This window comes from Halomonas sp. KO116 (assembly GCF_000734975.2).
GTDB lineage: Bacteria > Pseudomonadota > Gammaproteobacteria > Pseudomonadales > Halomonadaceae > Vreelandella > Vreelandella glaciei.
This window is the reverse complement of the sequence record NZ_CP011052.1, coordinates 410776-433475: the sequence shown is the minus strand read 5'-3', so window position 1 is coordinate 433475 and position 22700 is coordinate 410776. Positions and strand designations below refer to the sequence as shown.

At 55.0% G+C, this 22700-nt stretch carries 15 protein-coding genes, 4 pseudogenes and 1 other annotated feature; of the genes and pseudogenes, 6 read left to right on the top strand and 13 right to left on the bottom strand.

What is annotated here, in order from left to right; all coding sequences use genetic code 11:
* Positions 1 to 57: 57 nt before the first annotated feature.
* Positions 58 to 960: a LysR family transcriptional regulator gene (locus tag KO116_RS02095; RefSeq protein ID WP_052703701.1), complete on the top strand. Its 903-nt coding sequence runs from the start codon at positions 58 to 60 to the stop codon at positions 958 to 960.
* A gap of 100 nt (positions 961 to 1060) precedes the next feature.
* Here the strand turns inward: KO116_RS02095 and KO116_RS24450 are convergent.
* A pseudogene (locus KO116_RS24450) lies at positions 1061 to 1959 on the bottom strand (transposase).
* Positions 1960 to 2303: 344 nt separating this feature from the next.
* Here KO116_RS24450 and KO116_RS24445 point away from each other — a divergent pair.
* Positions 2304 to 2768: pseudogene (locus tag KO116_RS24445) on the top strand (transposase).
* Positions 2769 to 2864: 96 nt separating this feature from the next.
* Here the strand turns inward: KO116_RS24445 and KO116_RS02080 are convergent.
* The 10 genes from KO116_RS02080 to KO116_RS02035 form a co-directional block, all read right to left on the bottom strand.
* The gene (locus KO116_RS02080; RefSeq protein WP_045812045.1) at positions 2865 to 3857 is read right to left on the bottom strand and encodes an IS30 family transposase; all 993 of its coding nucleotides are present in this window, start codon (positions 3855 to 3857) and stop codon (positions 2865 to 2867) included.
* A gap of 119 nt (positions 3858 to 3976) precedes the next feature.
* The gene (locus KO116_RS02075) at positions 3977 to 5356 is read right to left on the bottom strand and encodes an L-serine ammonia-lyase (protein WP_035556519.1); all 1380 of its coding nucleotides are present in this window, start codon (positions 5354 to 5356) and stop codon (positions 3977 to 3979) included.
* A 17-nt stretch (positions 5357 to 5373) separates the two neighbouring features.
* Positions 5374 to 6240 (bottom strand): formyltetrahydrofolate deformylase, encoded by an 867-nt coding sequence (gene purU, locus KO116_RS02070; protein WP_035556517.1) that lies wholly within the window; start codon positions 6238 to 6240, stop codon positions 5374 to 5376.
* A gap of 111 nt (positions 6241 to 6351) precedes the next feature.
* The gene (locus KO116_RS02065; RefSeq protein ID WP_035556514.1) at positions 6352 to 6696 is read right to left on the bottom strand and encodes a cupin domain-containing protein; all 345 of its coding nucleotides are present in this window, start codon (positions 6694 to 6696) and stop codon (positions 6352 to 6354) included.
* A gap of 107 nt (positions 6697 to 6803) precedes the next feature.
* Positions 6804 to 7454 carry a sarcosine oxidase subunit gamma gene (locus KO116_RS02060; RefSeq protein WP_035556511.1) on the bottom strand — a complete coding sequence of 217 codons (651 nt, stop codon included), beginning with the start codon at positions 7452 to 7454 and terminating at the stop codon, positions 6804 to 6806.
* Positions 7447 to 10497, bottom strand: a complete 3051-nt coding sequence (locus KO116_RS02055; RefSeq protein WP_082072533.1) for a sarcosine oxidase subunit alpha family protein — start codon at positions 10495 to 10497, stop codon at positions 7447 to 7449. The genes KO116_RS02060 and KO116_RS02055 overlap by 8 nt, the downstream gene beginning before the upstream one ends.
* Positions 10494 to 10853, bottom strand: a complete 360-nt coding sequence (locus KO116_RS02050) for a sarcosine oxidase subunit delta (protein ID WP_035556509.1) — start codon at positions 10851 to 10853, stop codon at positions 10494 to 10496. Before KO116_RS02050 ends, KO116_RS02055 begins: the two co-directional genes overlap by 4 nt.
* A 12-nt stretch (positions 10854 to 10865) precedes the next feature.
* The gene (locus KO116_RS02045) at positions 10866 to 12116 is read right to left on the bottom strand and encodes a sarcosine oxidase subunit beta family protein (RefSeq protein ID WP_035556506.1); all 1251 of its coding nucleotides are present in this window, start codon (positions 12114 to 12116) and stop codon (positions 10866 to 10868) included.
* A 26-nt stretch (positions 12117 to 12142) separates the two neighbouring features.
* The gene (gene glyA / locus KO116_RS02040; protein ID WP_035556504.1) at positions 12143 to 13456 is read right to left on the bottom strand and encodes a serine hydroxymethyltransferase; all 1314 of its coding nucleotides are present in this window, start codon (positions 13454 to 13456) and stop codon (positions 12143 to 12145) included.
* A gap of 740 nt (positions 13457 to 14196) precedes the next feature.
* A complete protein-coding gene (locus tag KO116_RS02035; protein ID WP_035565389.1) occupies positions 14197 to 15213 on the bottom strand; it encodes an IS30 family transposase in 1017 nt (338 codons plus the stop codon).
* A gap of 200 nt (positions 15214 to 15413) precedes the next feature.
* Here KO116_RS02035 and KO116_RS02030 point away from each other — a divergent pair, with 200 nt between their 5' ends.
* The 4 genes and pseudogenes from KO116_RS02030 to KO116_RS24435 form a co-directional block, all read left to right on the top strand.
* Positions 15414 to 15791 carry a LysR family transcriptional regulator gene (locus tag KO116_RS02030; protein WP_045812209.1) on the top strand — a complete coding sequence of 126 codons (378 nt, stop codon included), beginning with the start codon at positions 15414 to 15416 and terminating at the stop codon, positions 15789 to 15791.
* 47 nt (positions 15792 to 15838) lie between these two features.
* Positions 15839 to 16575: pseudogene (locus tag KO116_RS25600) on the top strand (IS3 family transposase); the annotation flags it as partial.
* Positions 16114 to 16230: a sequence feature (AL1L pseudoknot), on the top strand. It overlaps the preceding pseudogene by 117 nt.
* Positions 16576 to 17311: 736 nt before the next feature.
* Positions 17312 to 18763, top strand: a complete 1452-nt coding sequence (ltrA, locus tag KO116_RS02015) for a group II intron reverse transcriptase/maturase (RefSeq protein ID WP_442905807.1) — start codon at positions 17312 to 17314, stop codon at positions 18761 to 18763.
* Positions 18764 to 18846: 83 nt separating this feature from the next.
* Positions 18847 to 19332, top strand: a pseudogene (locus KO116_RS24435) (IS3 family transposase); the annotation flags it as partial.
* A gap of 36 nt (positions 19333 to 19368) precedes the next feature.
* On the opposite strand, the gene KO116_RS02005 reads toward KO116_RS24435, so the two are convergent.
* Both KO116_RS02005 and KO116_RS02000 read right to left on the bottom strand, forming a co-directional pair.
* Positions 19369 to 20568, bottom strand: coding sequence for a M24 family metallopeptidase (locus KO116_RS02005; RefSeq protein ID WP_035562974.1), 1200 nt, complete (start codon positions 20566 to 20568; stop codon positions 19369 to 19371).
* 1035 nt (positions 20569 to 21603) lie between these two features.
* A complete protein-coding gene (locus KO116_RS02000) occupies positions 21604 to 22692 on the bottom strand; it encodes an NAD(P)-dependent alcohol dehydrogenase (RefSeq protein ID WP_035562971.1) in 1089 nt (362 codons plus the stop codon).
* Between the last annotated feature and the right edge of the window lie 8 nt (positions 22693 to 22700).

The following is a 22700-nucleotide window of genomic DNA, read 5'->3' as shown; positions in this document are numbered from 1 at the left end:
TCAGCCTATGCTTCGAATGAATTGCCGTCCAATGCCATTTTTTCTTGGATTGATAACTTGAATAGCATAAATATCCGCTTTGACTTACGCCAAATTCGAGCCTTTTTTGCCGTAGCCCAGACCCTACATTTCAAGCAGGCAGCTGAGGTGCTATGCATCACTCAGCCAGCTCTAAGCCGATTAATTAAAGGGTTAGAAGAGAATATTGGTGCGGCGCTTTTCGCTCGTACCACCCGTCAAGTCGAACTGACCGCGGCCGGCATACTGTTTCTAGAGGAATGTCAGCAAGCATTCATTCACCTAGAACGAGGTGTTCAACTGGCACAACGTGCCAACACAGGTGACATAGGCCATATTTCTGTGGCTTACAATGATTTTTCTATCAACGGGGTGTTACCTCTAATTCTAGATTTATTCAAAGAGAAGTATCCTGACATATCCATAGAACTGATATATATGCCCTCTCACGAACAGCACAAGGCCATTCAGGATCACGATATAGACGTTGGATTTCTTATTGGTCCTCTTAAGCTCAAGGGTATCGAAACCCATCGCTCCGCGCTTGAACGCGTCGTTGCCATACTCCCTAAACGTCATCCGCTGGCTGGAAGAAAATCTCTAAAAATGGAAGAGTTAGCGGAGGAAAAGTTCATACTAGGTACCGAGAGCGGATGGCGGGAGTTTCGCGAATATATTTTCCGAGCCTGTATGAAGGCGGGTTTTACACCCAAGATCATTCAGGAAGCCAGTACTAGCAACGGCATTTTTGGTCTGGTAGCGGCTAATATGGGGATATCCTTGTACTCGGAGTGCATTGAGAAGTTCAGGAGGGAAGATATTGAGGTCATTCCTATTGAGGAAGAACTTTCGATCGAGACTATCGCAGCTTGGAACACTGCGTTTATCAGCCCCAGCTTTAGGCTACTCAGAGACCTCCTGCAGAGTGAATTACAGATCTGAAAAACATGATTGCCTGTAGCTAAATGAGTGCGGCGCACACATGGAAAGTAACAAATAACAATAGCACTACAATCGAAAATAATTGATGAGAGATAAGTGGTTATGCAAAAGTTATCGAGTTATTTGTTCCGTACTCATCACAAACGTTTTTGACCGCTTCACAGAGCTTATCGAACGAACGGTAGGCTGTCAGCGGTATCCACCGGTACTTGATTTCACGCCAAAGAATTTCGATCAGGTTCAGCTCCGGCGAATAAGGCGACAGGTATACCAGATGAATGCGATGTGCCATCCAATCGATGATTTTGCGCTGGATAGCTTTAGAACGGTGCATTTTGGCATTGTCTAGTACAATGACGGCGAAGGCGTCAGAACGTTTCTGTGCCGCGAACTGATCGAACGCTTCTATAACGGTCTCCGTCTTCACTGAATCGGTTGTCATACGATGAAAAAAGCTACCTTTCCTGGTCAAAGAAGTAAAGTTCACACTCGCCGTTGTCTTTCCATTCCTTCAACGCATCAATCAAGCCTTGTGTGTTACGGAAATCCGCTTCGTCACGCAGTGCCGTCAATGAGCGGCGTACCCGCTTACAACTGTTGCCGTTTTATTAATGCGCGACGCAACGTGTCCTGGTTGACGACTTTACCTGTCTTATCTTGAAACGTGGCATGGAGGATGGGTAATTGATGCAGGTGCTCTTCAACAAGCTGCTGTAACACCGCAAGCTCTCTTTCGTTGAGAAGGCTAGGCCGTCCTTCATGAGGTTTATCTAGAAGGCCTTCAATGCCGTCTTTTTCCCATTGGGATAATCAAGTAGACACCGTCTCGCGTTTAACCCCAAGGATGCCGTGAATCTGGTTAATCGTATGGCCTTTGTGACTAAGCAAGATGGCGTGAGCCCTGCGGCGTAGCGCTCTCTTTTCACCATGCTGGTAGGTGTCATTCACGATAGACTTCTGGTCCGGGGTCAAAGCATTGAAGCGCAAGCGACGAGACATGGTGCATCTTCCTTTTTATAAGCTTCGATTTTATACGCCATAACTTATGCAGAGTCACTTATATTGCGATCGTTTTTATAATTTATATTTATATAACTTCAGATATCGCTAGTCTAAAATTAACGCTTATATTTAATGTAATAAATAAAATATTGCCGTTCGTTTATTAATCGATTAATAGCTATTTTAAATCTAACGCATAAAGTTAATCAGCAATATACTTTAGTCTAAATTTTCCATCATATTTATCCATACCGAACCTGCATTTCATGGCAGGGATATTGGCAGGATAAAAGCCAACTCGCAGAGTAGAAGTTCCGAAGCCATCACCCTGCGAGTCTGCAATGTCCAGACTGATGCTCAATTATGAACATTGGTCGAAGCTGAAAACTACTCGGCTTCAACATGGCATTTCTCACAAGCCCGATCTACCAGTGACGGTGGAAGGCATTCTTTATCGAATGCGCTCCGGCTATCCATGGCGTGACTTACCCGAGTTTTTTGGCCGTTAGAACGCGGTCTATAAACGCTTCAATGCCTGGTCGGCCGCCGACAAGTTGACGACCACCTTCAAAGCGTTAGTGGAAGATCCCGATTGAATGACTCTTCATCGATGGCACCTGCACCAAGGCATACCAGCACAGCTCAGGTGTTGCCAGTAACGATGTTGAGGCCATCGGCACCTGATCGAGGATGCGTATGCACGAGTAAAACATTACCGAGCAAGCGCGACACGCTACGAAAAACTCAAACGAAATTACGAACGAATGGTCGCTTTAGCCTGTGGCTTCCTCTGGTTGCCGATGTGAAACGTCAACAGCCTCTAGTTTTGCAAATAAACTATAATGTTATTGAACGCTATTACTTTACCGCTATACCACATTTAAAAACCTTCTACCCTGAATTCAACTAATAAGTGCAGCACCTGCGGTTTCTAGTGCTCCTGAGTATTCACCTAAGAACACCTGGGCTGGGGTTCGGTATCCCAGCCGCTTTCTTGGTCTATCATTTAGCTTATTGACGACTCTTCGTAGCTCGGCATTGGTCACTTTGCGGAAGTCAGTTCCTTTAGGAAAATACTGCCTAATCAGACCATTGGTGTTTTCATTAGTACCACGCTGGCATGAGCGGTACGGGTCGCAAAAATAGGTCTTGGCCGAGACGGACTTGGCAACCTTCCGATGCTCGGCGAATTCCGACCCATTATCCAAAGTGATGGTGTGCACTGCCCCTCGGCGTGGTGCCAATAACCGCGTCATCGCCTGTGCCGTTCTAGTGGAGGTGATTGATGGCAGCCGCGCTGCCAAGAGGTAGCCACTGCGTCTTTCGACCAGGGGCACCAGTCCGGATTCTTTGTGGCCCTTAAGCACCGTGTCGCCTTCCCAATGTCCGATATGGCGCCGTTCTTCCACCTTGGCAGGGCGCTGCTCGATGCCTACTCGGTGCGGGATTTTGCCTAACCCCGCCCACTTAGCCAATTGACGCTGATAGCGCCGCTGGCGTGGCAGCCGGAGCCGTTTCCATAAGGTTCCACCGTGCTTCTTGTCGTCCCAGATTAACGCATAGATCCACTGATGGCTTACGCAGACTCCGTTGGCATTGGCCATAAAACCACTGATTTGCTGAGGGCTCCATTCGTCCATCAATTGGCCAGTGACCCAGCGAATCAGGCTGGGCAGCCGCTTCGTCACTTTCCAGGCGGTGCGTCGGCGCTGATCACTTGCCAATTGGGCCTGTTCAGGCGCATAACCACGGGTCAGACCGTTACGTTTTATCCCGCGGCTAATGGTGCTGCTGTGGACACCAATGGCCTTGGCGATCTGTCGCTGGCTGATCCCGGTCTCAAGATAGGCAAAAATTTGGTATCGTTGGACTTGGGTCAGTTGTCGGTATCCCATGCTCTGCTTCACTTTGGTAGGTAAGGCAGAGAGGGTACCGGCGCTGGCCCTCCTGCATCTACCTTGTGATCCAAAGTGCTGCGCTTATTCTATGAATCCAGGACCTTCCTCTTATGTTTTCAACATTCAATCGCATTCACGGCCAGCCCTCCCATCGAAGTTTCTTTATATTTTTCCTGCATATCTGCGCCTGTATCACGCATGGTGCGAATGACTTTATCCAGAGAAATGAAGTGCTCCCCATCACCCCTTAATGCCATCTGTGCAGCATTAATCGCTTTTACCGAGGCGATGGCATTTCGCTCGATGCAGGGTACCTGCACTAATCCACCCACGGGGTCGCAGGTCAGCCCCAAGTTGTGCTCCAGCCCAATCTCAGCGGCGTTTTCCACCTGAGCTACGCTACCTCCCATCAATTCGGCGAGGCCGGCGGCGGCCATGGCGCAGGCGGACCCCACCTCGCCCTGGCAGCCTACCTCGGCGCCGGAGATGGAGGCGTTCTTCTGGCATAGAATCCCCACCGCCCCGGCGGTGAGCAGGTAGTTCACCACGTCGCGCTCGCTGGCCCCCTGGCGGAACTGCATGTAGTAGTGCAGCACCGCGGGAATGATGCCTGCCGCACCGTTGGTGGGGGCGGTGACCATGCGCCCACCGGCGGCGTTCTCCTCGTTGACCGCCAGGGCATACAGGTTGACCCAGTCCATGGCTGACATGGTTGAGGCGATCAGCGAGTGGTCGTCCTCACTAGCCAGCATGCGGTGGTACAGGGACTTAGCACGACGGCGAACGTTGAGCCCGCCGGGCAGTACGCCCTCGGCTTCCATGCCCTTCTTGACGCACTCCTGCATGGCCCGCCAGATCCTGCAGAGTTCGGCTCGTACTTCCGCCTCGCTGCGCCACACCTTCTCATTCTCTAGCATCAGCTCGCTGATGCGCAGGCCGCTCTCCCGGCACATGCGCATCAAGTCGTCGCCGGTCTGGAAGTTGTAGGGCAGTTGGGCCGCATCAGCATCAAAGTCACCCTCGGCCACTTGGGCCTCGTCGATGACGAAGCCGCCGCCCACCGAGTAGTAGGTATTGCGGTAGAGCTCGATGCCGTGGTCGTGGGCAATCAAACGCATGGCATTGGGATGGTAGGGCAGGCTGTCGGTGTGAAACTGCATGTCGCGCCGCCACAGAAAAGGCACACTGTGGCGGCTATCCATGCGCAACGTCTCGGACACCTGCACCTCCTCGATGTAGGAGTCGATCAAGGCTGGATCGATGCGGTCCGGCCGCTCACCCATCAACCCCATGATCACCGCACGGTCGGTGCCATGGCCGATGCCAGTGGCAGAAAGCGAACCGAATAGCTGGATCTCGAGGCGCGTCACGCGCTCTAGCAAAGACCGGTCATTGAGTTCGCCGACGAAGTCGAAGGCGGCCCGCATGGGACCCACGGTATGCGAACTCGATGGCCCGATGCCGATCTTGAATAGATCGAAGACACTGATTGGCATGTTATGTCACCTTGTTGTTATTGATTGAAGACCACGGTGCGACTGGCGTGCAGAAAGACGCGCCGCTCCACATGCAGAGCCACCGCCCTGGCCAGGGTCAAGCATTCGACGTCGCGCCCCTTCGCGACAAGGTCTTCCGCATAATCGGCGTGAGTTACCGATTCCACCCCTTGGGTGATGATCGGCCCTTCGTCCAGGTCGTCGTTTATGTAGTGGGCCGTTGCGCCAACTAGCTTGACGCCCTTCTCATAGGCCTGATGGTAAGGCCGTGCGCCTTTAAAGCCTGGCAGCAGCGAATGATGGATATTGATGGCGCGGCCGCTGAGCCGCTCGCACATCTCGCTCGAGAGCACCTGCATGTAGCGGGCAAGGATCACCAGCTCGGCGTCGGTCGCCTCGACCACCTCCCATATCTTGGCCTCCTGCTTTGTCTTGGTCTGAGCCGTGATCGGGAAGTGGTGATAGGGGATGTCGTGCCACTCCGCCAGATTCGCCAGGTCCGGGTGGTTGGAGACGATGGCACGGATCTCGATGGGCAGCTGGCCGATGCGGTAGCGATAGAGCAGATCGTTGAGGCAGTGATCGGCCTTAGAGACCAGGATCACCACCGGCATCCGAGTGCCCGGGGCTGTCAGTTCGAAGGTCATCTCGAACTCGGCGGCGCGCTCGGCGAAGCCGGCCTCGAAGGCCCCAGCGTCGAAGTCCTCCTCCATGGGCCGAAACTCGGTGCGGATAAAGAAGCCGCCGCTCTGCCGGTCATCGAAGGAGTGCTGCTCAGTGATGTAGCAGCGGCTCTCTTTAAGGAAACGCGTTACCACGTCCACGGTACCGAGCCGGCTTGGGCATTGGGCCGCGAGGATCCAACTACTTTTTTTGGGGCCCATCACGCTATCTCCTTTGTTATAGTTAGCCTAAAATTCCACGTGGATTTTTCATCAGACAATCAGAATCTAGGTATCGGCTCTATTATTTATTAAAAAAGCATCGCCACACGGTCAGGCAAAAACAAAATACTTGCGAACGGTTTCCACGACCTCCCAAGTGCCTTTAAAACCAGGCTCAACGATGAAAATATCACCGGCTTTCAGGTGGATAGGCTCGCCATCTTCCGGTGTCAAAACGCAGTACCCTTCACGAAAATCGCAGTATTCCCATTTCTTGTAATCTACCGCCCACTTGCCTGGCGTGCAGATCCAAGTGCCCATTGTCTTGATCCCATCTGCTGATGCGTAAGCATTGAGATTGACGGTATGGGGGTCACCAGAAATCTTTACCCAGGAGCTGGCATCCAGCAGCACTTCCGGCTGTGCGTTACGCAGTAACCTAATCTTGTCAGTCATTATGCTTCCCTTGAAAAGTCTTGTTTATCGGATCGAATATTCCCAACACGATGGCGTTGCCGCTCTCCTACTCGTGTAGCAAGTAACGAGCAGAAGAGCGGCCTTGCTCAGTGCTCTACACCGATGCCGTATTCACTGCCGGCGTCCAGGATCCAGCGGTAGCAGTAGTCGGCGAAGCTGCGCCGCAGCACCAGTTCCCAACATTCTTCAGTGGGGCGGCGCAGGATCAGGTTCGCCTTGGCAAACACCGTAGTAACCCCCTTGCCTACCGGGAAAGCTTCCAGGTGGACGTCATAGGGCGTTGACTTCATCAGGAGCTCCCGGGCCATCTCACCCTCGAGCTCGATCAGGGTCTGGCCGCCGCTGACGTTGACGATGGCGTAGTGGGCATTACCCAGGGCCTCGCGCAGTTTGGCCTCCAGAGTGAACTCCTCGCCGCCGGGGACGATTAGCAGCCACTCGTCAGGCGACAGCCACTGGATCGAGCGCTCACCACTCTCATCCCGGGTCAGGCAGTTGGGACGGCCCGGCAGGCCGAAGCCGAGCACCCAGCGCACCGCCTCGTCGAGGACGATGGCGCCGCCGCGCAGGATCAAATGACCGAGCATCGCGCGCTCTCGCAGCACCACCCGGCTCTTCTGGTTGACGCTCGGCCGGCCGGTCTTGTGGTAGGCCCAGGCCAGCGGCGACTCGGCCGGCACCTCGGCCTCGGGACACGTCTCATAGAGGTTGAACCAGGTCGTAGTTTGCTCAGACATGCTGGCGCGCTCCCTTGGGGTCGTAGAAGATCGGGCCGACTATTTCAGCGGCGTGGGTCTTGCCGTCGGCCATGGGCAGGTAGACGGTCTCGCCCATGCGCGACTGGCCACCCTTGACCACGGCGAGGGCGAAGCCGCTCTTGAGCGTTGGGCTGTAGTAGCTCGAGGTCACGTGGCCCACCATGGGCATGGGGATAGCGTGGTCGGGATCAAAGACGATCTGGGCACCCTCCTCCAGCACAACCGACGGGTCCCTCGGTTTGAGGCCCACCAACTGCTTGCGGTTTGTGCGCCGCGTATCAGAGCGCGACAGGCCCCGCTTTCCCACCCAGGAATAGGGCTTGTCGTAGCCGATGGCCCACTGCATCCCCAGGTCCTCCGGGGTCACCGAACCGTCGGTCTCCTGGCCGGCGATGATGAAGCCCTTTTCGGCCCGTAGCACGTGCATAGTCTCGGTGCCATAGGGTGTGAGGCCGTACTTCTCGCCGTGCTCGAAAAGGGTCTTCCAGACGTGCATCGCGTAGTTGGCCTGGACGTTGATCTCGTAGGCGAGCTCGCCGGTGAAGGAGATACGGAAGACCCTCGCCGGCACCTCGGCCACCTTGCCCTCGCGCCAGTCCATGAACTTGAAGGTGTCACGATCAAGATCGATATCGGTGATCTCGGCGAGCAGATGGCGAGCCTCGGGACCGGTCACCGTCATGGTCGCCCAGTGGTCGGTCACCGAGGTGAAGGTGACGTCGAGCTCGGGCCACTCCGTCTGGTGCCAGAGTTCTAGCCACTCCATAACCCCAGCGGCACCGCCGGTAGTGGTGGTCATCAGGAAGTGGTTCTCGCCCAGGCAGCTGGTGGTGCCATCGTCCATCAGCATGCCATCGTCCCTGCACATCAGTCCGTAGCGGGCGCGGCCGACCTCGAGCTTGGCCCACTTGTTGGTGTAGATACGGTTCAGGAATTCCCGGGCGCCCGGCCCCTGAATGTCGATTTTGCCAAGCGTGGAGGCGTCGAGGATACCGACCTTCTCGCGTACCGCCAGGCACTCGCGGGCCACGGCCTCGTCCATGCTCTCCTGCTTATCATTGGCGCTCTTCGGGAAGTACCAGGGGCGCTTCCACTGGCCCACGTCCTCGAACTCGGCGCCATGCTCCACATGCCACTGATGCAGGGCGGTATAGCGTTCGGGGTCGAAGAGCTCGCGGCAGTGGCGGCCAGCAATGGCACCGAAGGTCACCGGCGTGTAGTTGGGCCGGAATACTGTGGTGCCGACCTCGGGGATCGACTTGGCCAGGCAGCGCGCGGCGATAGCCATACCGTTGATGTTGCCCAGCTTTCCCTGGTCGGTGCCGAAGCCCATGGCGGTGTAGCGCTTGACGTGCTCGATGGATTCGAAGCCCTCGCGGGTGGCCAGTTCGATGGCTGCCGCAGTGACGTCGTTCTGCAGGTCGACGAATTGCTTAGGCGCTCGCAGGGTCGGCTTCTCGTGGGGCACCTGGTAGAGCGCACAGGCCTTGCCTTCGCGGCGGGCGTCGACCTGGGGCAGCTCGACGCTGCCGGCCGACTGACCAAGCGCGTCCAGCGCCTTCGTCGCCGCAGAAACGCCATCGGCCAACCCCTCGGCCAAGTCGTGGACACCACGGGCGCTGCCGGCGGCATGCACGCCCTTCACCAGGGTGGGAACGAAACCGAGGAGCTCGTCGTTCCAGGTCGGCCGGGCACCGGTATGGGAGGCCAAGTGGATCACCGGGCTGTAGCCGCCGGAGGTGGCGATGGTGTCGCAGGCCAGCGTCTCGGCCTTGCCAGTGACTTTGAAGGCAGCGGCATCGATGGTGGCCACCCGGGCACCGTTCACGCGCGCACTTCCCTTGGCTTCGAGCACGGCCGAACCTTCAATGATGCGGATGCCGCGGGCGCGGGCCTGCTCCACCAGTTCGCCGTCCGGCGCCTGGCGGGCGTCGACAATGGCCACCACCTCGCGGCCGGCCTCATCCCAGTCCAGGGCGGCGCGATAGGCGTGGTCATTGCTGGTGGAGAGCACCAGCTTGTTGCCCGGCGCCACGCCGTAGCGGCGGATATAGGTGGAGACGGCCCCGGCAACCAGGTTGCCTGGCACGTCGTTGCCGGCGTAGACCAGCGGGCGCTCGTGGGCACCAGTGGCCAGCAGCACCTGGCCAGCGCGCAACCGATGCAGCCGCGATCGGGAAGAGCAGACTCCGTCGACCACCGGCGCGGTCTCGCCGAGATGCTCGGTGCGCCGCTCGTGCAGGGTCACGAAGTGGTGGTCGTGGTAGCCGTGGGCGGTGGTGCGCGGCAACAGGATGACATTGTCGAGACTGGCGAGTTCTTCCAGCACCTGTGCAACCCACTGGGTGGCCGGCTGGTGATCTAACAGCTCACGGCTGTCGAGCAGCGAGCCGCCCAACTCCTCCTGCTCGTCGCAGAGGATCACCCGGACGCCCCCGCGTGCCGCAACCAGCGCCGCGGCCAGGCCGGCGGGGCCAGCACCAATCACCAGCAGGTCGCAGTGCTGGTTGAAGTGGTCATAACTGTCCGGATCACGCTCCATGGGGCTGCGGCCCAGGCCGGCACCCTTGCGGATGAACTTCTCGTAGGTCATCCACATAGAGGCCGGGGCCATGAAGGTCTTGTAGTAGAACCCCGGCGGCATGAAGCGTCCGCCCAGCTTGCCAACCAAGCCCATTGCATCGCGCTGGACGTTGGGCCAGCCGTTAGTGCTGCGTGCAACCAGGCCGTCGAACAGGGCCTGCTGGGTGGCGCGCACGTTGGGCACCTGGGCCGCCTCGGTGCTGCCAAGCTGGATCAGCGCATTGGGCTCCTCGGCGCCAGCGGCAACGATGCCGCGGGGGCGGGAATACTTAAAGCTGCGGTTGACGATGTCCACCCCGTTGGCCATCAGCGCCGAGGCAAGGGTGTCGCCAGCATGACCCTGGTAGCGCTTGCCGTTGAAGGTGAAGCTCAGGGTACGAGCACGATCAATGCGCCCGCCCTCACGAAGACGATTCGGCTGTTGCAACGACTGGTTCATGCCTGGACTCCTTCCTGACGCGAGACCGCTTCCGATTCGGCGGCAACTTTATCGGCAGGCTTGCCCTCGGGATGCTCGGCGGTGAAGCGGGGCTGCTCACCGATCCGGTAGGTCTCGAGAATCTCGTAGGTTACGGTGTTGCGCGTGATGTTGAAGAACTTGCGACAGCCGACGGCATGCACCCACAGCTCGTGGTGGATCCCTCGGGGGTTGTCACGGAAGAAGAGGTAATCGCCCCACTGCTCGTCAGAGCAGGCCTCAGGGTCCGCCGGGCGGGCAATATGCGCCTGGCCCTTGGGATGAAACTCCTCTTCCTCGCGGTGCTCCTCGCAGTAGGGGCAGTAGATGAGAAACATGGGTATGCCTCCTTAGTGAGCAACGCCGGCCGCACCGTGCTCGTCGACGAGAGCACCGGTGTGGAAACGGTCGATGGAGAACGGGGCAGCGAGGGGATGGGTTTGGTTCTTGGCCAGGGTCCAGGCAAAGACGTGACCCGAGCCTGGGGTGGCCTTGAAGCCGCCAGTGCCCCAGCCGCAGTTGAAAAATAGCCCTTTCACGGGAGTTGCGGAGAGGATAGGACAGGCGTCCGGGCAGGTGTCGACGATGCCGCCCCACTGGCGGTTCATGCGCACACGGGAAAATATTGGGAACATTTCCACAATAGCCTGCAGTGTATGCTCAACGGTGGGATAGCTGCCACGCTGGCCATAGCCGTTATAGCTGTCGATACCGGCGCCGATCACCAGGTCGCCCTTGTCGGTCTGGCTGATGTAGCCGTGGACATGATTGGACATCACGACAGTATCGAGAATCGGCTTGAGCGGTTCGGAGACTAAGGCCTGCAGAGGGTGAGACTCTAAAGGCAGCCGGAAACCGGCCATCCCGGCCAGCACGCCGGAGTTGCCCGCGGCCACGCAGCCAACGGTCTTCGCCTCAATGTCGCCGCGGTTGGTATGCACCCCGTAGACGCGGCCGTCACGGATCTTGAAACCGGTGACCTCGGTGTTCTGCAGCAGGTCGACACCCAGCGCATCGGCGGCCCGGGCGAAGCCCCAGGCCACGGCATCGTGGCGCGCCACCCCGGCCCGCGGCTGCCAGGAGGCACCCAGCACCGGGTAGCGGGCGTTCTTCGAGCAATCCATGATCGGCACCAGATCCTGCACGCCTTTGGCGTCCAGCACTTCGCCGTCGATGCCATTCAGGCGGTTGGCGTTGACCCGGCGCTGAATATCGCGCATGTCCTGTAGGGTGTGGCCCAGGTTGAGCACGCCCCGCTGGGAGAACATGACGTTGTAGTTGAGGTCTTGGGAAAGCCCTTCCCACAGTTTCATCGCATGTTCATAGAGCGCCGCGGATTCATCCCACAGATAGTTGGAGCGCACGATAGTGGTGTTCCGCGCGGTATTACCCCCGCCGAGCCAGCCCTTTTCGACCACGGCCACGTTGGTGATGCCGTGCTCTTTGGCCAAGTAGTAGGCGGTGGCTAGGCCATGGCCGCCGCCGCCAACGATGATCACGTCGTACTGTTTCTTGGGGATGGGGTTACGCCATTGGCGTTCCCAATTTTCATGATGACTGAGCGCGTGCTTGGCCAGTCCGAAGCCTGAATATCGTTGCATGTAACTCTCCTGATGCGTGAAGGCGATTACAGCTCGGGAGAGGCCATCTCCTTGGCCTCGAGCTCATCGGCTGCATGTGCGGTATAAACCGGATGGCGCTCGCAAATTTCAGCGACCTTCTCACGGACCTCGCTTTCAATTGCCTCAGTGCTGCCACGCTCCGCAAGGATATCCAGGATGTCGCAGATCCAACTGGCCAATTCGGCGCATTCGCTTTCATCAAACCCACGTGTCGTAGCTGCAGGTGTGCCGATACGCAGGCCAGAAGTGATAAAGGGGCTCTCAGGGTCGTTGGGCACAGCATTTTTATTGACCGTAATATGAGCCCGCCCGAGTGCCAAATCAGCATCCTTGCCAGTGATGCCCTGTTTGATCAGAGACACTAGGAAGAGATGATCATCGGTGCCTTTGGAGACAACGTCATAGCCGCGATCCATGAATACCTTGGCCATAGCCCGAGCGTTGTCGATCACACGCCGCTGATATTGCACAAAATCCTGACTCATAGCCTCTTTAAACGCGACTGCTTTAGCGGCAATAACATGCATTAACGGGCCACCTTGCTGACCAGGAAAAACCGCGCCATTTAGCTTTTTATAGAGAGCGGCATCCCCATGGTCAGATAAGATCAGCCCACCCCGCGGGCCACGCAAGGTCTTATGGGTAGTGGTGGTCACCACGTGAGCATGGGGGATAGGGCTCGGGTAATGGCCAGCAGCAACTAACCCAGCAACGTGGGCCATATCAACCATCAACCATGCGCCGACTTCGTCAGCGATGTAGCGGAAGCGGCGCCAATCGACCACTCGAGCGTAGGCAGAGAAACCGGCAATGATCATCTTCGGTTTGTGGCTACGCGCTAACCGTTCGACCTCTTCGTAGTCGATTTCGCCAGTTTCCAGGTTCAGCCCGTACTGCACGGCATGGTAGTGTTTACCTGAAAAATTAGGCGCGGCGCCGTGGGTCAAATGCCCCCCATGTGCCAGGCTCATTCCTAAGACAGTATCGCCAGGATTTATGAGAGCCATGAAAACCGCTGCGTTAGCCTGCGCACCCGAATGGGGCTGTACATTGGCATACTCAGCACCAAACAAATCGCAAGCACGACTTATCGCTAACTGTTCGACCACATCAACATGCTCACAGCCACCGTAGTAGCGCTTACCGGGATAGCCCTCTGCGTATTTATTCGTAAGCACCGTCCCTTGGGCTTCAATAACAGCACTACTGGCATAATTTTCTGAGGCTATCAGTTCAATATGTGCCTCCTGACGAGCAACCTCATCAGCGATGGCCGCGGCGATTTGGGAATCAAAGGCTGAAAGGGAAGAATGGTTCATGGGAAACTCCTTTATTGTTGGATCCTGACAAATGCCCATACCCGCAATCTATTTTCGATAGTGCCCAAGAACCAATTAAAAAGACAAATGACGCGATAAGTAGTGACTAAACGACGTAGCGTTGTAGCCAAACGACTTTCTAACTACGAAAAGGTCACACTACTTGGTAAGTGAATTTCCTCCTTTAAAGCTGGATTTCTAATCCAATCTAAGGGGAGTTTCTATGTGGAATAAGTACGACGATCAGTTCAAGCTACAAGTGGTGCCGCAACATCTACGCGGATCTCAGCAATGAGAGTTAGTACGCCGTCTAGGCTTAACCTATTTCATTTTCCGGCGATGAATGGCGCATAATCGATAGCATGGCCCTTACGTAATAAGCCAGGCGCGCCTCCACTCAAGCGCCTAGTCCAAGGATGAGGTGCTGAACCGGCAGATAGATACTCTCTTTGCCATCCGCGTCGCTGATGCTATTGGTAGATGGGCGCAAATATCATATTAAGGGTCTAATGGCGTAAGCAACGAAGTGGTAGGAATGACGCCCACTGGCCCAGCCCTTTCATTCCTGTCAGTGAGCACCCTGACAATAAAAAGCCACCCATATCGATCTTGTTCAGGTATTTTGGAGAGAGGGAGTCATTTTTTCTGCTCCCTTTGGAAGGTAGGTGGTGCCTGAATTTAGCAGGTGAGTATCACAAAATTGGTAAACACGGCGGATGCAGACACTGAGTGCAACACCGTCAATGTATAGATGACAGGGCCTCATGGTACTTCGCCATCTGCTCGCTCATCACCTCAATAGGGCACTTGAAGTCGAAGCGCTTTCGGGGGCGCATGTTCAACTCAAGTGCGATCTCATCCAGTTCTTGCTGGGTATAGACCGATAGATCCGTTCCCTTGGGCAAGTACTGCCGTATGAGACCATTGATATTTTCGTTGGCGCCTCTCTGCCACGGACTATGTGGGTCGCAAAAATAAATGGCAATACCGGTATTCTGGGTAATCTTGGCGTGCTGCGTCATCTCGCGCCCCTGGTCATACGTCATGCTCTTCCGCGCAGCCAATGGCATCCGGTTCAGCGCAGCGCTAAAGCCTTCCACGGCCGAGGTGGCGGTCGCATCGTTCATCTTCGCCAGGATCAGGTAACCGCTTTTCAGTTCTACCAGGGTTCCGACAGCCGATGCGTTGCCCTTGCCTTTGATCAGGTCGCCTTCCCAGTGCCCGGGAAATTCACGTTTCTCTACCTCGGGAGGGCGGAGGTGGATGCTGACCATATCAGGAATCTGGTTGCGTCGATCAACTTGCCCACGTCGGGGCTTACGGGTGGATTTTCCTTGCCGCAAGCAGTGAATCAGTTCCTTTCGCAGCTCACCGACGGGCAACGCGTAGATAGCACTGTAGATCGTTTCACGGCAGACGTAGGCGTCTCGGAGGTCAGGGATATTCATATTCCTGAGCTTGCCGCTAACCTGCTCGGGTGACAAGCGCCGACGCAGCATGTACTGAATCAGTGCGAACCGAGGGCTGCCCGGAAACAGTTTTCGCCTTGGTCGACAATTGTCTCGGCGGTCATGACGGCGCTGTTGCGCGTGTGACGGGCGGTAATGGCCATCGGACGATCCATTGCGCCGTATCTCTCGACTGATCGTCGCCGGGGACCGCTCAAGCAGGGCTGCTATCTTCCTGATGCTCAAGCCTTGTGCGAGGCTGACTTGGATCGTCGCACGCTCTTCTATGCAAAGTTCAGAATATGACATGGGGTCAACACCTTACCGGTTTGGTCAGGTGTTGCACTCAGAATTTGCGGCCAAGCACTCAGGATTTATAACTTTCTACCCTTTTGTTATTGGGTTGACATTACAAGTGGCTGCGTTCGGCATCAAAAAGGTATTTTCGGTCAATATACCTGCCAATTTGTTTACTCAATGACCACCTCAGACATTTAAATGGCAGGATGATGACTAATATACCCACTGACCTATTAAGGACATTTGTTACGATCAAGGATTTAGGAGGCTTTACCAGTGCTGGGGAACTACTTGGTCGATCGCAACCAGCGATCAGCCTACAAGTAAAAAAACTTGAGGAAATATTGAATACCAAGATATTCTTGAGAGGCTCTAGTCTTGAATTAACCGAAGATGGGGAATATCTCTATGAATCCGCAAGAAATATGCTGGAAATAAACGACCAGATTATCGCTAAAGTTAAGGGGGATAATGTATCTGGGAAAGTTCGACTAGGAATACCCAACGATTTTGAGCTGGCTTTTCTTCCCAAGGCACTGAGAAAACTTTCTCGTGTCTATCCCAACATCATCGTGGAAGTCGACTGAACCGCCCCGGCTTTACCGGAGACTCCATATCTTGAGAGGATGGAGTTATGAACTCACCAAAACGATATTCCCCAGAAGTCCGGGAGCGAGCTGTTCGATTAGTCCTTGAACAGCAAGGCGAATACCCGTCCAAGTGGGCGGCGATCTGCTCCATTGCCAGCAAGTTCGGCTGTACACCAGAGACTTTGAGAGCCTGGTGCAAACGCACAGAACTCACGCAGGAAAACAGCTCGGTTAACCTGCCTGAAAATGAACGACTCAAGCAGCTAGAGCGTGAAAACGTCGAATTGAAGCGCGCTAATGAAATTCTCCGTAAGGCGGCTGCTTTTTTCGCCCAGGCGGAGCTCGACCGCAAACCCAATTGATGGTGTCATTTATCGACGAGCATCGTGCTCAGTTCGGGGTCGAGTCGATTTGTAGTCAACTGCCAATCGCCCCATCGACGTATTACCACCACAAGGCACTTGAAGCTGATCCTGAACGGCGGGCAGACCGGTATCGACAGGATGCGTTTCTTACCGCTGAGATTCAGCGCGTGTGGGAAGAAAACTTCTGCGTCTACGGTGCCCGTAAGGTCTGGCGGCAACTCCGCCGTGAAGGCGTTAATGTTGCTCGTTGCACTGTAGAACGGCTCATGCGCCGCCTAGGAATTCGCGGCGTGGTGCGAGGCCAACGCCCCTTCACGACCCTCAGTGATCCCGGCCAGAAACGGGCACCTGATTTAGTGAAACGTGACTTTACGGCTATGCGTCCTAATCAGCTTTGGGTGGCCGATTTTACCTATGGTGTGCCTCGACCCTGACGACTGCGGGAAGCAGTTGAACGGGCACAAGCATGACTGGAATACCTTCGTGTCGGACAGGATGTTCATAGCGAAGGGCTGCTCTCTGCTGTGAGAGAGCATGAGCCGAAGCGGCGGTGACCTGCTGTGTACTGGCAGGGTGACGTAACCCGTGGGAAACGGGGTGTGAGGCGAAGCCGTTACGCCAAGATGCATCTCTAGGCTGAGTACGGAAAGGTTGAGGAACACGAACCGACTCATCCGCGTCTGTGGGCTGAACATGTCGCCACCTCCTACACGGCTTAATAGGAGGTGCGCATTTTCGGCAGTGGGAACACATAGGGCCCATTGCTGCTGCCGGTGGTGTATTAGTAGCCCGCCACCGGTGGAGTCACGAGCAGTGCGCAGCTAACTCGTGGCAGGTGCGACAACTTGCAGCATGCAAGGGTAAAGACTGCGATCGGCAACCTCCTCCGTATGCTTGAGTCCAGCATGTGAACGAGGGAAGGCTTGCACGGGATGCCAAGGGAGTGCGACCCCGATGCCCGGCAAGCTGGCGGAGCCTCCGTAGTAGTCCGAGGTGGGGAAAGCCCACCACATGGCGAAGGGAGGCAGTTCAAGTGGCTTGCTCTACGGATTACCTGACCCAGAGAGGTGAAGACCTTTGATAATCGGGGAAATGCAAAGCAAGCTGGCAATGTGGTCAACAGCGGATTCGAACCGACGGTTCGATCGGCTGTTGAGACTGATTACAAGGCGTGACTGGCTCCAGGAAGCGGCGTTCAGAACACTGGCGTCGTCAGGGGCTAAAACCGCTGGTATCGACAGAGTAGATCGGCGAGCGTTTGAGCAGAATTTCAGCCAGCATCTGGAAGAAATTCGGATTGAACTGCTGGACGGCACCTATCAGCCGCAGCCAGCACGTCGCGTCTACATTCCAAAATCCAGCGGCAAACAGCGCCCGCTGGGGATACCGACCTTGCGCGACAGGATTGTACAACGTGCGATGCTAATGGCCATGGAGCCTATTTGGGAAAGCGATTTCCATCGTCTCTCCTATGGGTTCCGGCCAGAACGCAGCGTGCACCATGCTATCCGCACCGTGAAACTTCAGTTGACGGACAGTGGAGTGCCGAGGGGTCGCTGGGTCATCGAAGGTGACCTCGCTAGCTACTTCGACACGGTTCATCACAGAAAGCTTATGAGGTGTGTCCGCAAACGGATTCGGGACGGACGTTTCCTGGCGCTACTATGGCGATTCATCAAGGCAGGGCATGTCGACAAGGGGCTGTTTCATGCGGCTCATGACGGCGTGCCACAAGGGGGCGTGCTGTCACCGCTACTCTCGAACATCATGCTCAATGAGTTCGATCAGTGGCTTGACCAGCGCTACTTGAGCAAGAAAGCCCGCAAGGATCGTTGGTACTGGAACTCCAGTATTCAGCTGCAACGTCCTGTTGCCCTGCGTGAAGACCGCCAGTGGAAACCGGCGGTAGCCTATTGCCGCTATGCGGATGATTTCGTCTTAACCGTTAAAGGAAATAAGGCGCAAGCCGATGCCATCCGTGAAGAATGTCGCCGGTTCTTGGAAGATGACCTGTCACTGACCCTGAATATGGAAAAGACCCATATCACACACGTCAATGATGGCTTCATCTTCCTTGGCCACCGGATCATTCGGAAACGGGGGCCTAGTGGCACTATGCGCCCCGTCACATCCATCCCCCGCGATAAGGCCAGAAACTTCGCCGCCACCTTGGTGAAGGAACTGGCCGGCAATCACAGCGAGAATCGGATCGATATGGTAGATCGCCTAAACCGCCGCCTGGCGGGCTGGGCCACGTTCTACCAATTCACCGACTATACCGCGATGACGTACAAGAAGATTGATGGCATTGTTTTCTGGCGACTCGCCCACTGGTTGGCACGAAAGTACCGAGCATCGATCAAGCCCTTGATGCGAAAGCACTTCTGCCGACCTCAAGGGAAAGAGGCCAAGACATGGCAATTCTTCGGCCCCAACCACGCTGGCAAATTCTGTGTGGTAAGCCTGCGTCGATTGGTATCAAGCCGGAAAATACCGTTCCGGTGGCGGCTTCCCGAGGTAAATCCGTATCTGCCCAGGGAAGAAACACGCAATACCGTCACCTCTCGCTACCGCGATGTTGCCTTGGCTTTGAGCCACGCTTGAATGGAGAGCCGTATGCGCTGAAAGGTGCACGTACGGTTCGGAGAGGAGAAGCAGGGAAATAGTACGACTACGCCCTGTTTCTTACTCTACTCGCTACCTGGTCTGGCTTCGTTTACGTTGCGTTCGTTATCGATGTTTATGCACGCTGTATCGTGGGTTGGCGTGTAGCGACGTCGATGAGAACGGCACTGGTGCTGGACGCTCTGGAGCAAGCTCTGTGGGCACGAAAACACAGACAAGGGTTGATCCATCATAGTGATAGGGGAAGCCAATATCTCTCGATCCGCTACACCGAGCGTATGGCTGACGAGGGTATCAATGCCTCAGTCGGCACCACCGGCGACTCCTACGACAATGCGCTGGCTGAAACCATCATCGGCTTGTTCAAAACGGAGGTGATCCATCATCGTGGCCCATGGAGGGGACTGGATGCCGTTGAGTATGCCACGCTGGAGTGGGTTGACTGGTTCAACAACCGCCGACTGCTGGAACCCATCGGAAACGTTCCACCAGCAGAACGAGAAAGGACGTATTATCGTCAACTGGAAGAGTCGGGTGAAGCTGCTTGACTCAAACAAACCGGTCTCCGGAATAACCGGGGCGGTTCAGTTGTGCTCCGGGCCATAAGGGAAGCCGGTAATGTTCTCGGCCCCATGCTCGTTGACCACTAAGATATCGTGTTCACGGTATCCGCCAGCTCCCGGACGCCCTTCTGGTACCGTGATCATCGGCTCCATGGAAACCACCATGTTGGGTTCGAGCACCGTCTCGATATCTTCTCGTAGTTCGAGGCCTGCTTCTCGGCCATAGTAGTGGCTGAGGGTGCCGAAGGAGTGGCCGTAGCCGAAAGTACGGTATTGAAGTAGATCGTGCTTGGCGAAGATTTCATTGAGCTCATGAGCAATATCACAGCAACGTACACCGGGTTTGATCAGCTCTTGACCACGGCGGTGAACTTCGCAGTTAGCTTGCCAGAGACGCAGATGATCATCGGAGGCATACTCGGAGAACAGTGTTCGCTCTAGTGCGGTATAATAGCCTGATATCATTGGGAAGGTGTTCAGGCTAAGGATATCACCCGGTTGTACGCGGCGGCTGGTCACGGGGTTATGTGCACCGTCAGTGTTGATACCCGATTGGAACCAAACCCAGGTATCCATCAGCTCACTATGCGGGTAGGTCTTGGCGATTTCGCGTACCATGGCAGCCTGTCCGGCCAGCGCAACCTCATACTCCGGAACCCCGGCCGAAATGGCATCACGAACGGCCACACCGCCCACGTCGGCGATGCGGGCACCCTGACGAATCAGCGCGATCTCTTCAGCGGACTTGATCATGCGCATTTTCATGGTGGGGACGCCGATATCGACTAACTTCACGTCACCTAGAACGGCCAACAGCTTCTGCTGGTTCTGCAGCGTCATATGGTCGAACTCAACACCAACGCGACGGTTGCCTGCGCAGAGCTGCTTTACGGCCTTAAAGAAGTTATCTTTCTGCCAGTCCGTATAGACGATATTGTCGCCCAAGTGATTGCGGCGGAAGGGCTGGCCGCCGTCAATATTGGCGGTCACGGTAGTAAAGCGATCTTGAGTGACGACCAGGCCATAGTCACGACCAAACTTACAGTAAACAAAGTCGCTGAAGTAGTTAATGTTATGGTATGACGTCAATACCACCGCTTCGATATTTTCCTTCGCCATGTAGTCGCGCAGACGCGCCAACCGATCCTTCATTTCGCTATCCGAGAAGGTCGGTATCACCTTTTCACCATTGGGGATTTCGATTAGTGACGGCAGTTGCATATTGTTATCTCCACTCTTAATTCATGGGAATCGCTTTACCAGCTTGGACGGTATCTGAATTATCCGTGCCACAGCGCCTTTCTTATCAGGTTCATTAAAACGCGCTCTTTTCTGCTAGTAGGCATGAATATGACCAGCATCAACACCTAGTACCAATAACTAGTGCAAATGCGACTATTAGCGGATAAAATGCTGTCTTAATTCAAAATCTTACGTATTATTTAAGAGGAAAACCATAGATCTGACACTGCCAATATTTACCAAGGGAAAAGATCTCAGATAGGTCACGAACTTAGCCAACATAAAGTCGTTGGCAAGCTAAACCGCTACTCAGAAAAGGTTGAGGCTATAAAACCCTAATCGACGAGTTCCTGTGATATTAGTCAGGCGTGCTGAAAACCAAAGACGCTGTGCTCCTGAATTCAACCAATGCTTGAACTCAGGCCTTAATAGCAGTAATTACTTCACTCTGATCATATTTAATTTTATACAGCGTAAATTTAATGCTCTCTATTACTAAGTAGACTTCCTCCCTCTTCATCACTAAATACTCCAAACTCCTCAGATAAACAAATGTTAAAAAAATAATTAAAATCATGCTTAACTGGGACTACCAACAAAGCCACCTCACGCTTTTAAATATTAGCAAAAGTAAAAGCTATGGAAATACGTATTTAATTCTAATGCTATACTCAGAAATGGGTGAACTCGAAGAGTTGTGATCTGACTACAGTTTTCCGAGCAGAAGGTGGATGCATATAGCACGACTGCACAGATGTCGTGCTATAGGGGGGCTTCTAACCCAATGCAATACATAGAGTCTGAGCAGATTAGTCGCCAGCGACTAATCCGCATATTGATCAAAAACCATATATCCTGATGCAATAATGCCACGCCCTCATCGTCACCCGTATAGCAGAGCCAAGCCCTTGACCTCGAATACACGGCCTCCGACTGTAGCTGCTAGCGTTACTCTTCTCTTTCAAATATTTATAAAATTATCGGTGTCGAATTCACCCATTAGTATCTACATATTTAGCCGATTTTTAGTACCGGCTTGACGGTAGTGCCATTTTTGGAGTCTTCGAAGGCTTGGTTAATCTGATCCGCTGGGTAGAACGTGACCAGCTTATCGAAAGGAAAGCGACCTTCTTTGTAGTAGGCCACCAACTGAGGGATGAACACCCGTGGTACCGAATCGCCCTCAATCACACCAATCAGGGACTTTCCTTCCGCCATCAAGTCGTGGTGAACATCTAACGTAACCTCAGGGGTGACACCGACAATTGCCGAGACACCTAAGGGGCGCAGCGCCTGCAGTGACTGACGTACCACAAGTGGTACACCGGTTGTTTCCACAGCGTACTCACTGCCGTTGCCGGTAATCTCCCGCACGCGCTCAATAGTTTGCTCCTGCTTGCCATTAACGGTGTGAGTTGCGCCCAGTTCGCGAGCGATCGCTAAGCGACTTTCGTTTACGTCCACCGCAATGATGTGCTGACAGCCAGTGATCTTAGCTGCCATGACAGCGGAAAGGCCCACCGCACCACAGCCGTACACCACAATTGAGCTACCAAATTCAGGTTTAAGACGGTTGAGCACCGTCCCCGCCCCCGTCTGAATACCGCAACCCAATGGGCCGAGCATCGCTAACTCGACCTCCCGATCGACCTTCACTGCGTTACGCGCGCTTACCACGGCGTGGGTAGCAAACGAAGATTGGCCGAAGAAAGTTGCCAGTGCCTCGTTATCCCGCTGCAGCCGATGGCTGCCATCGTCCATGGCACCCCCGAAATTGAGTTCGTTGAATGTACCGCAAACGGTTGGATGCCCGGTCAAACAGTGATCACACTCTCCACAGTGTGCAAACGACAGCACCACATGGTCGCCAATTTCCAGACCCGTCACACCTGCACCGAGCGCCTCGACGACGCCAGCTCCTTCGTGCCCCAGCACAATAGGAAACGGCGCAATCCCCAAGTCACGGGCCACCGCATCAGTGTGACACACGCCAGTCGCAACGATACGTACGCGGATCTCGCCGTTAGCCGGGTCAGTCAAGTCCACGTTTTGCCACTGAAAATCGTCACCCTGCTTTACCGTAACCGCTGCTTTAATTTGCATGACTCTTC

Excerpts from the sequence above, each read along its gene's own strand:
- KO116_RS02005 (WP_035562974.1), bottom strand. The coding sequence starts at position 20,568 with ATGCAACTGCCGTCACTAATCGAAATCCCCAATGGTGAAAAGGTGATA.
- KO116_RS02000 (WP_035562971.1), bottom strand. The coding sequence starts at position 22,692 with ATGCAAATTAAAGCAGCGGTTACGGTAAAGCAGGGTGACGATTTTCAG.
- glyA (WP_035556504.1), bottom strand. The coding sequence starts at position 13,456 with ATGAACCATTCTTCCCTTTCAGCCTTTGATTCCCAAATCGCCGCGGCC.
- purU (WP_035556517.1), bottom strand. The coding sequence starts at position 6,240 with ATGGGCCCCAAAAAAAGTAGTTGGATCCTCGCGGCCCAATGCCCAAGC.
- KO116_RS02055 (WP_082072533.1), bottom strand. The coding sequence starts at position 10,497 with ATGAACCAGTCGTTGCAACAGCCGAATCGTCTTCGTGAGGGCGGGCGC.
- KO116_RS02030 (WP_045812209.1), top strand. The coding sequence starts at position 15,414 with ATGACTAATATACCCACTGACCTATTAAGGACATTTGTTACGATCAAG.
- KO116_RS02075 (WP_035556519.1), bottom strand. The coding sequence starts at position 5,356 with ATGCCAATCAGTGTCTTCGATCTATTCAAGATCGGCATCGGGCCATCG.
- KO116_RS02060 (WP_035556511.1), bottom strand. The coding sequence starts at position 7,454 with ATGTCTGAGCAAACTACGACCTGGTTCAACCTCTATGAGACGTGTCCC.
- KO116_RS02065 (WP_035556514.1), bottom strand. The coding sequence starts at position 6,696 with ATGACTGACAAGATTAGGTTACTGCGTAACGCACAGCCGGAAGTGCTG.
- KO116_RS02080 (WP_045812045.1), bottom strand. The coding sequence starts at position 3,857 with ATGGGATACCGACAACTGACCCAAGTCCAACGATACCAAATTTTTGCC.
- KO116_RS02050 (WP_035556509.1), bottom strand. The coding sequence starts at position 10,853 with ATGTTTCTCATCTACTGCCCCTACTGCGAGGAGCACCGCGAGGAAGAG.
- KO116_RS02035 (WP_035565389.1), bottom strand. The coding sequence starts at position 15,213 with ATGTCATATTCTGAACTTTGCATAGAAGAGCGTGCGACGATCCAAGTC.
- KO116_RS02045 (WP_035556506.1), bottom strand. The coding sequence starts at position 12,116 with ATGCAACGATATTCAGGCTTCGGACTGGCCAAGCACGCGCTCAGTCAT.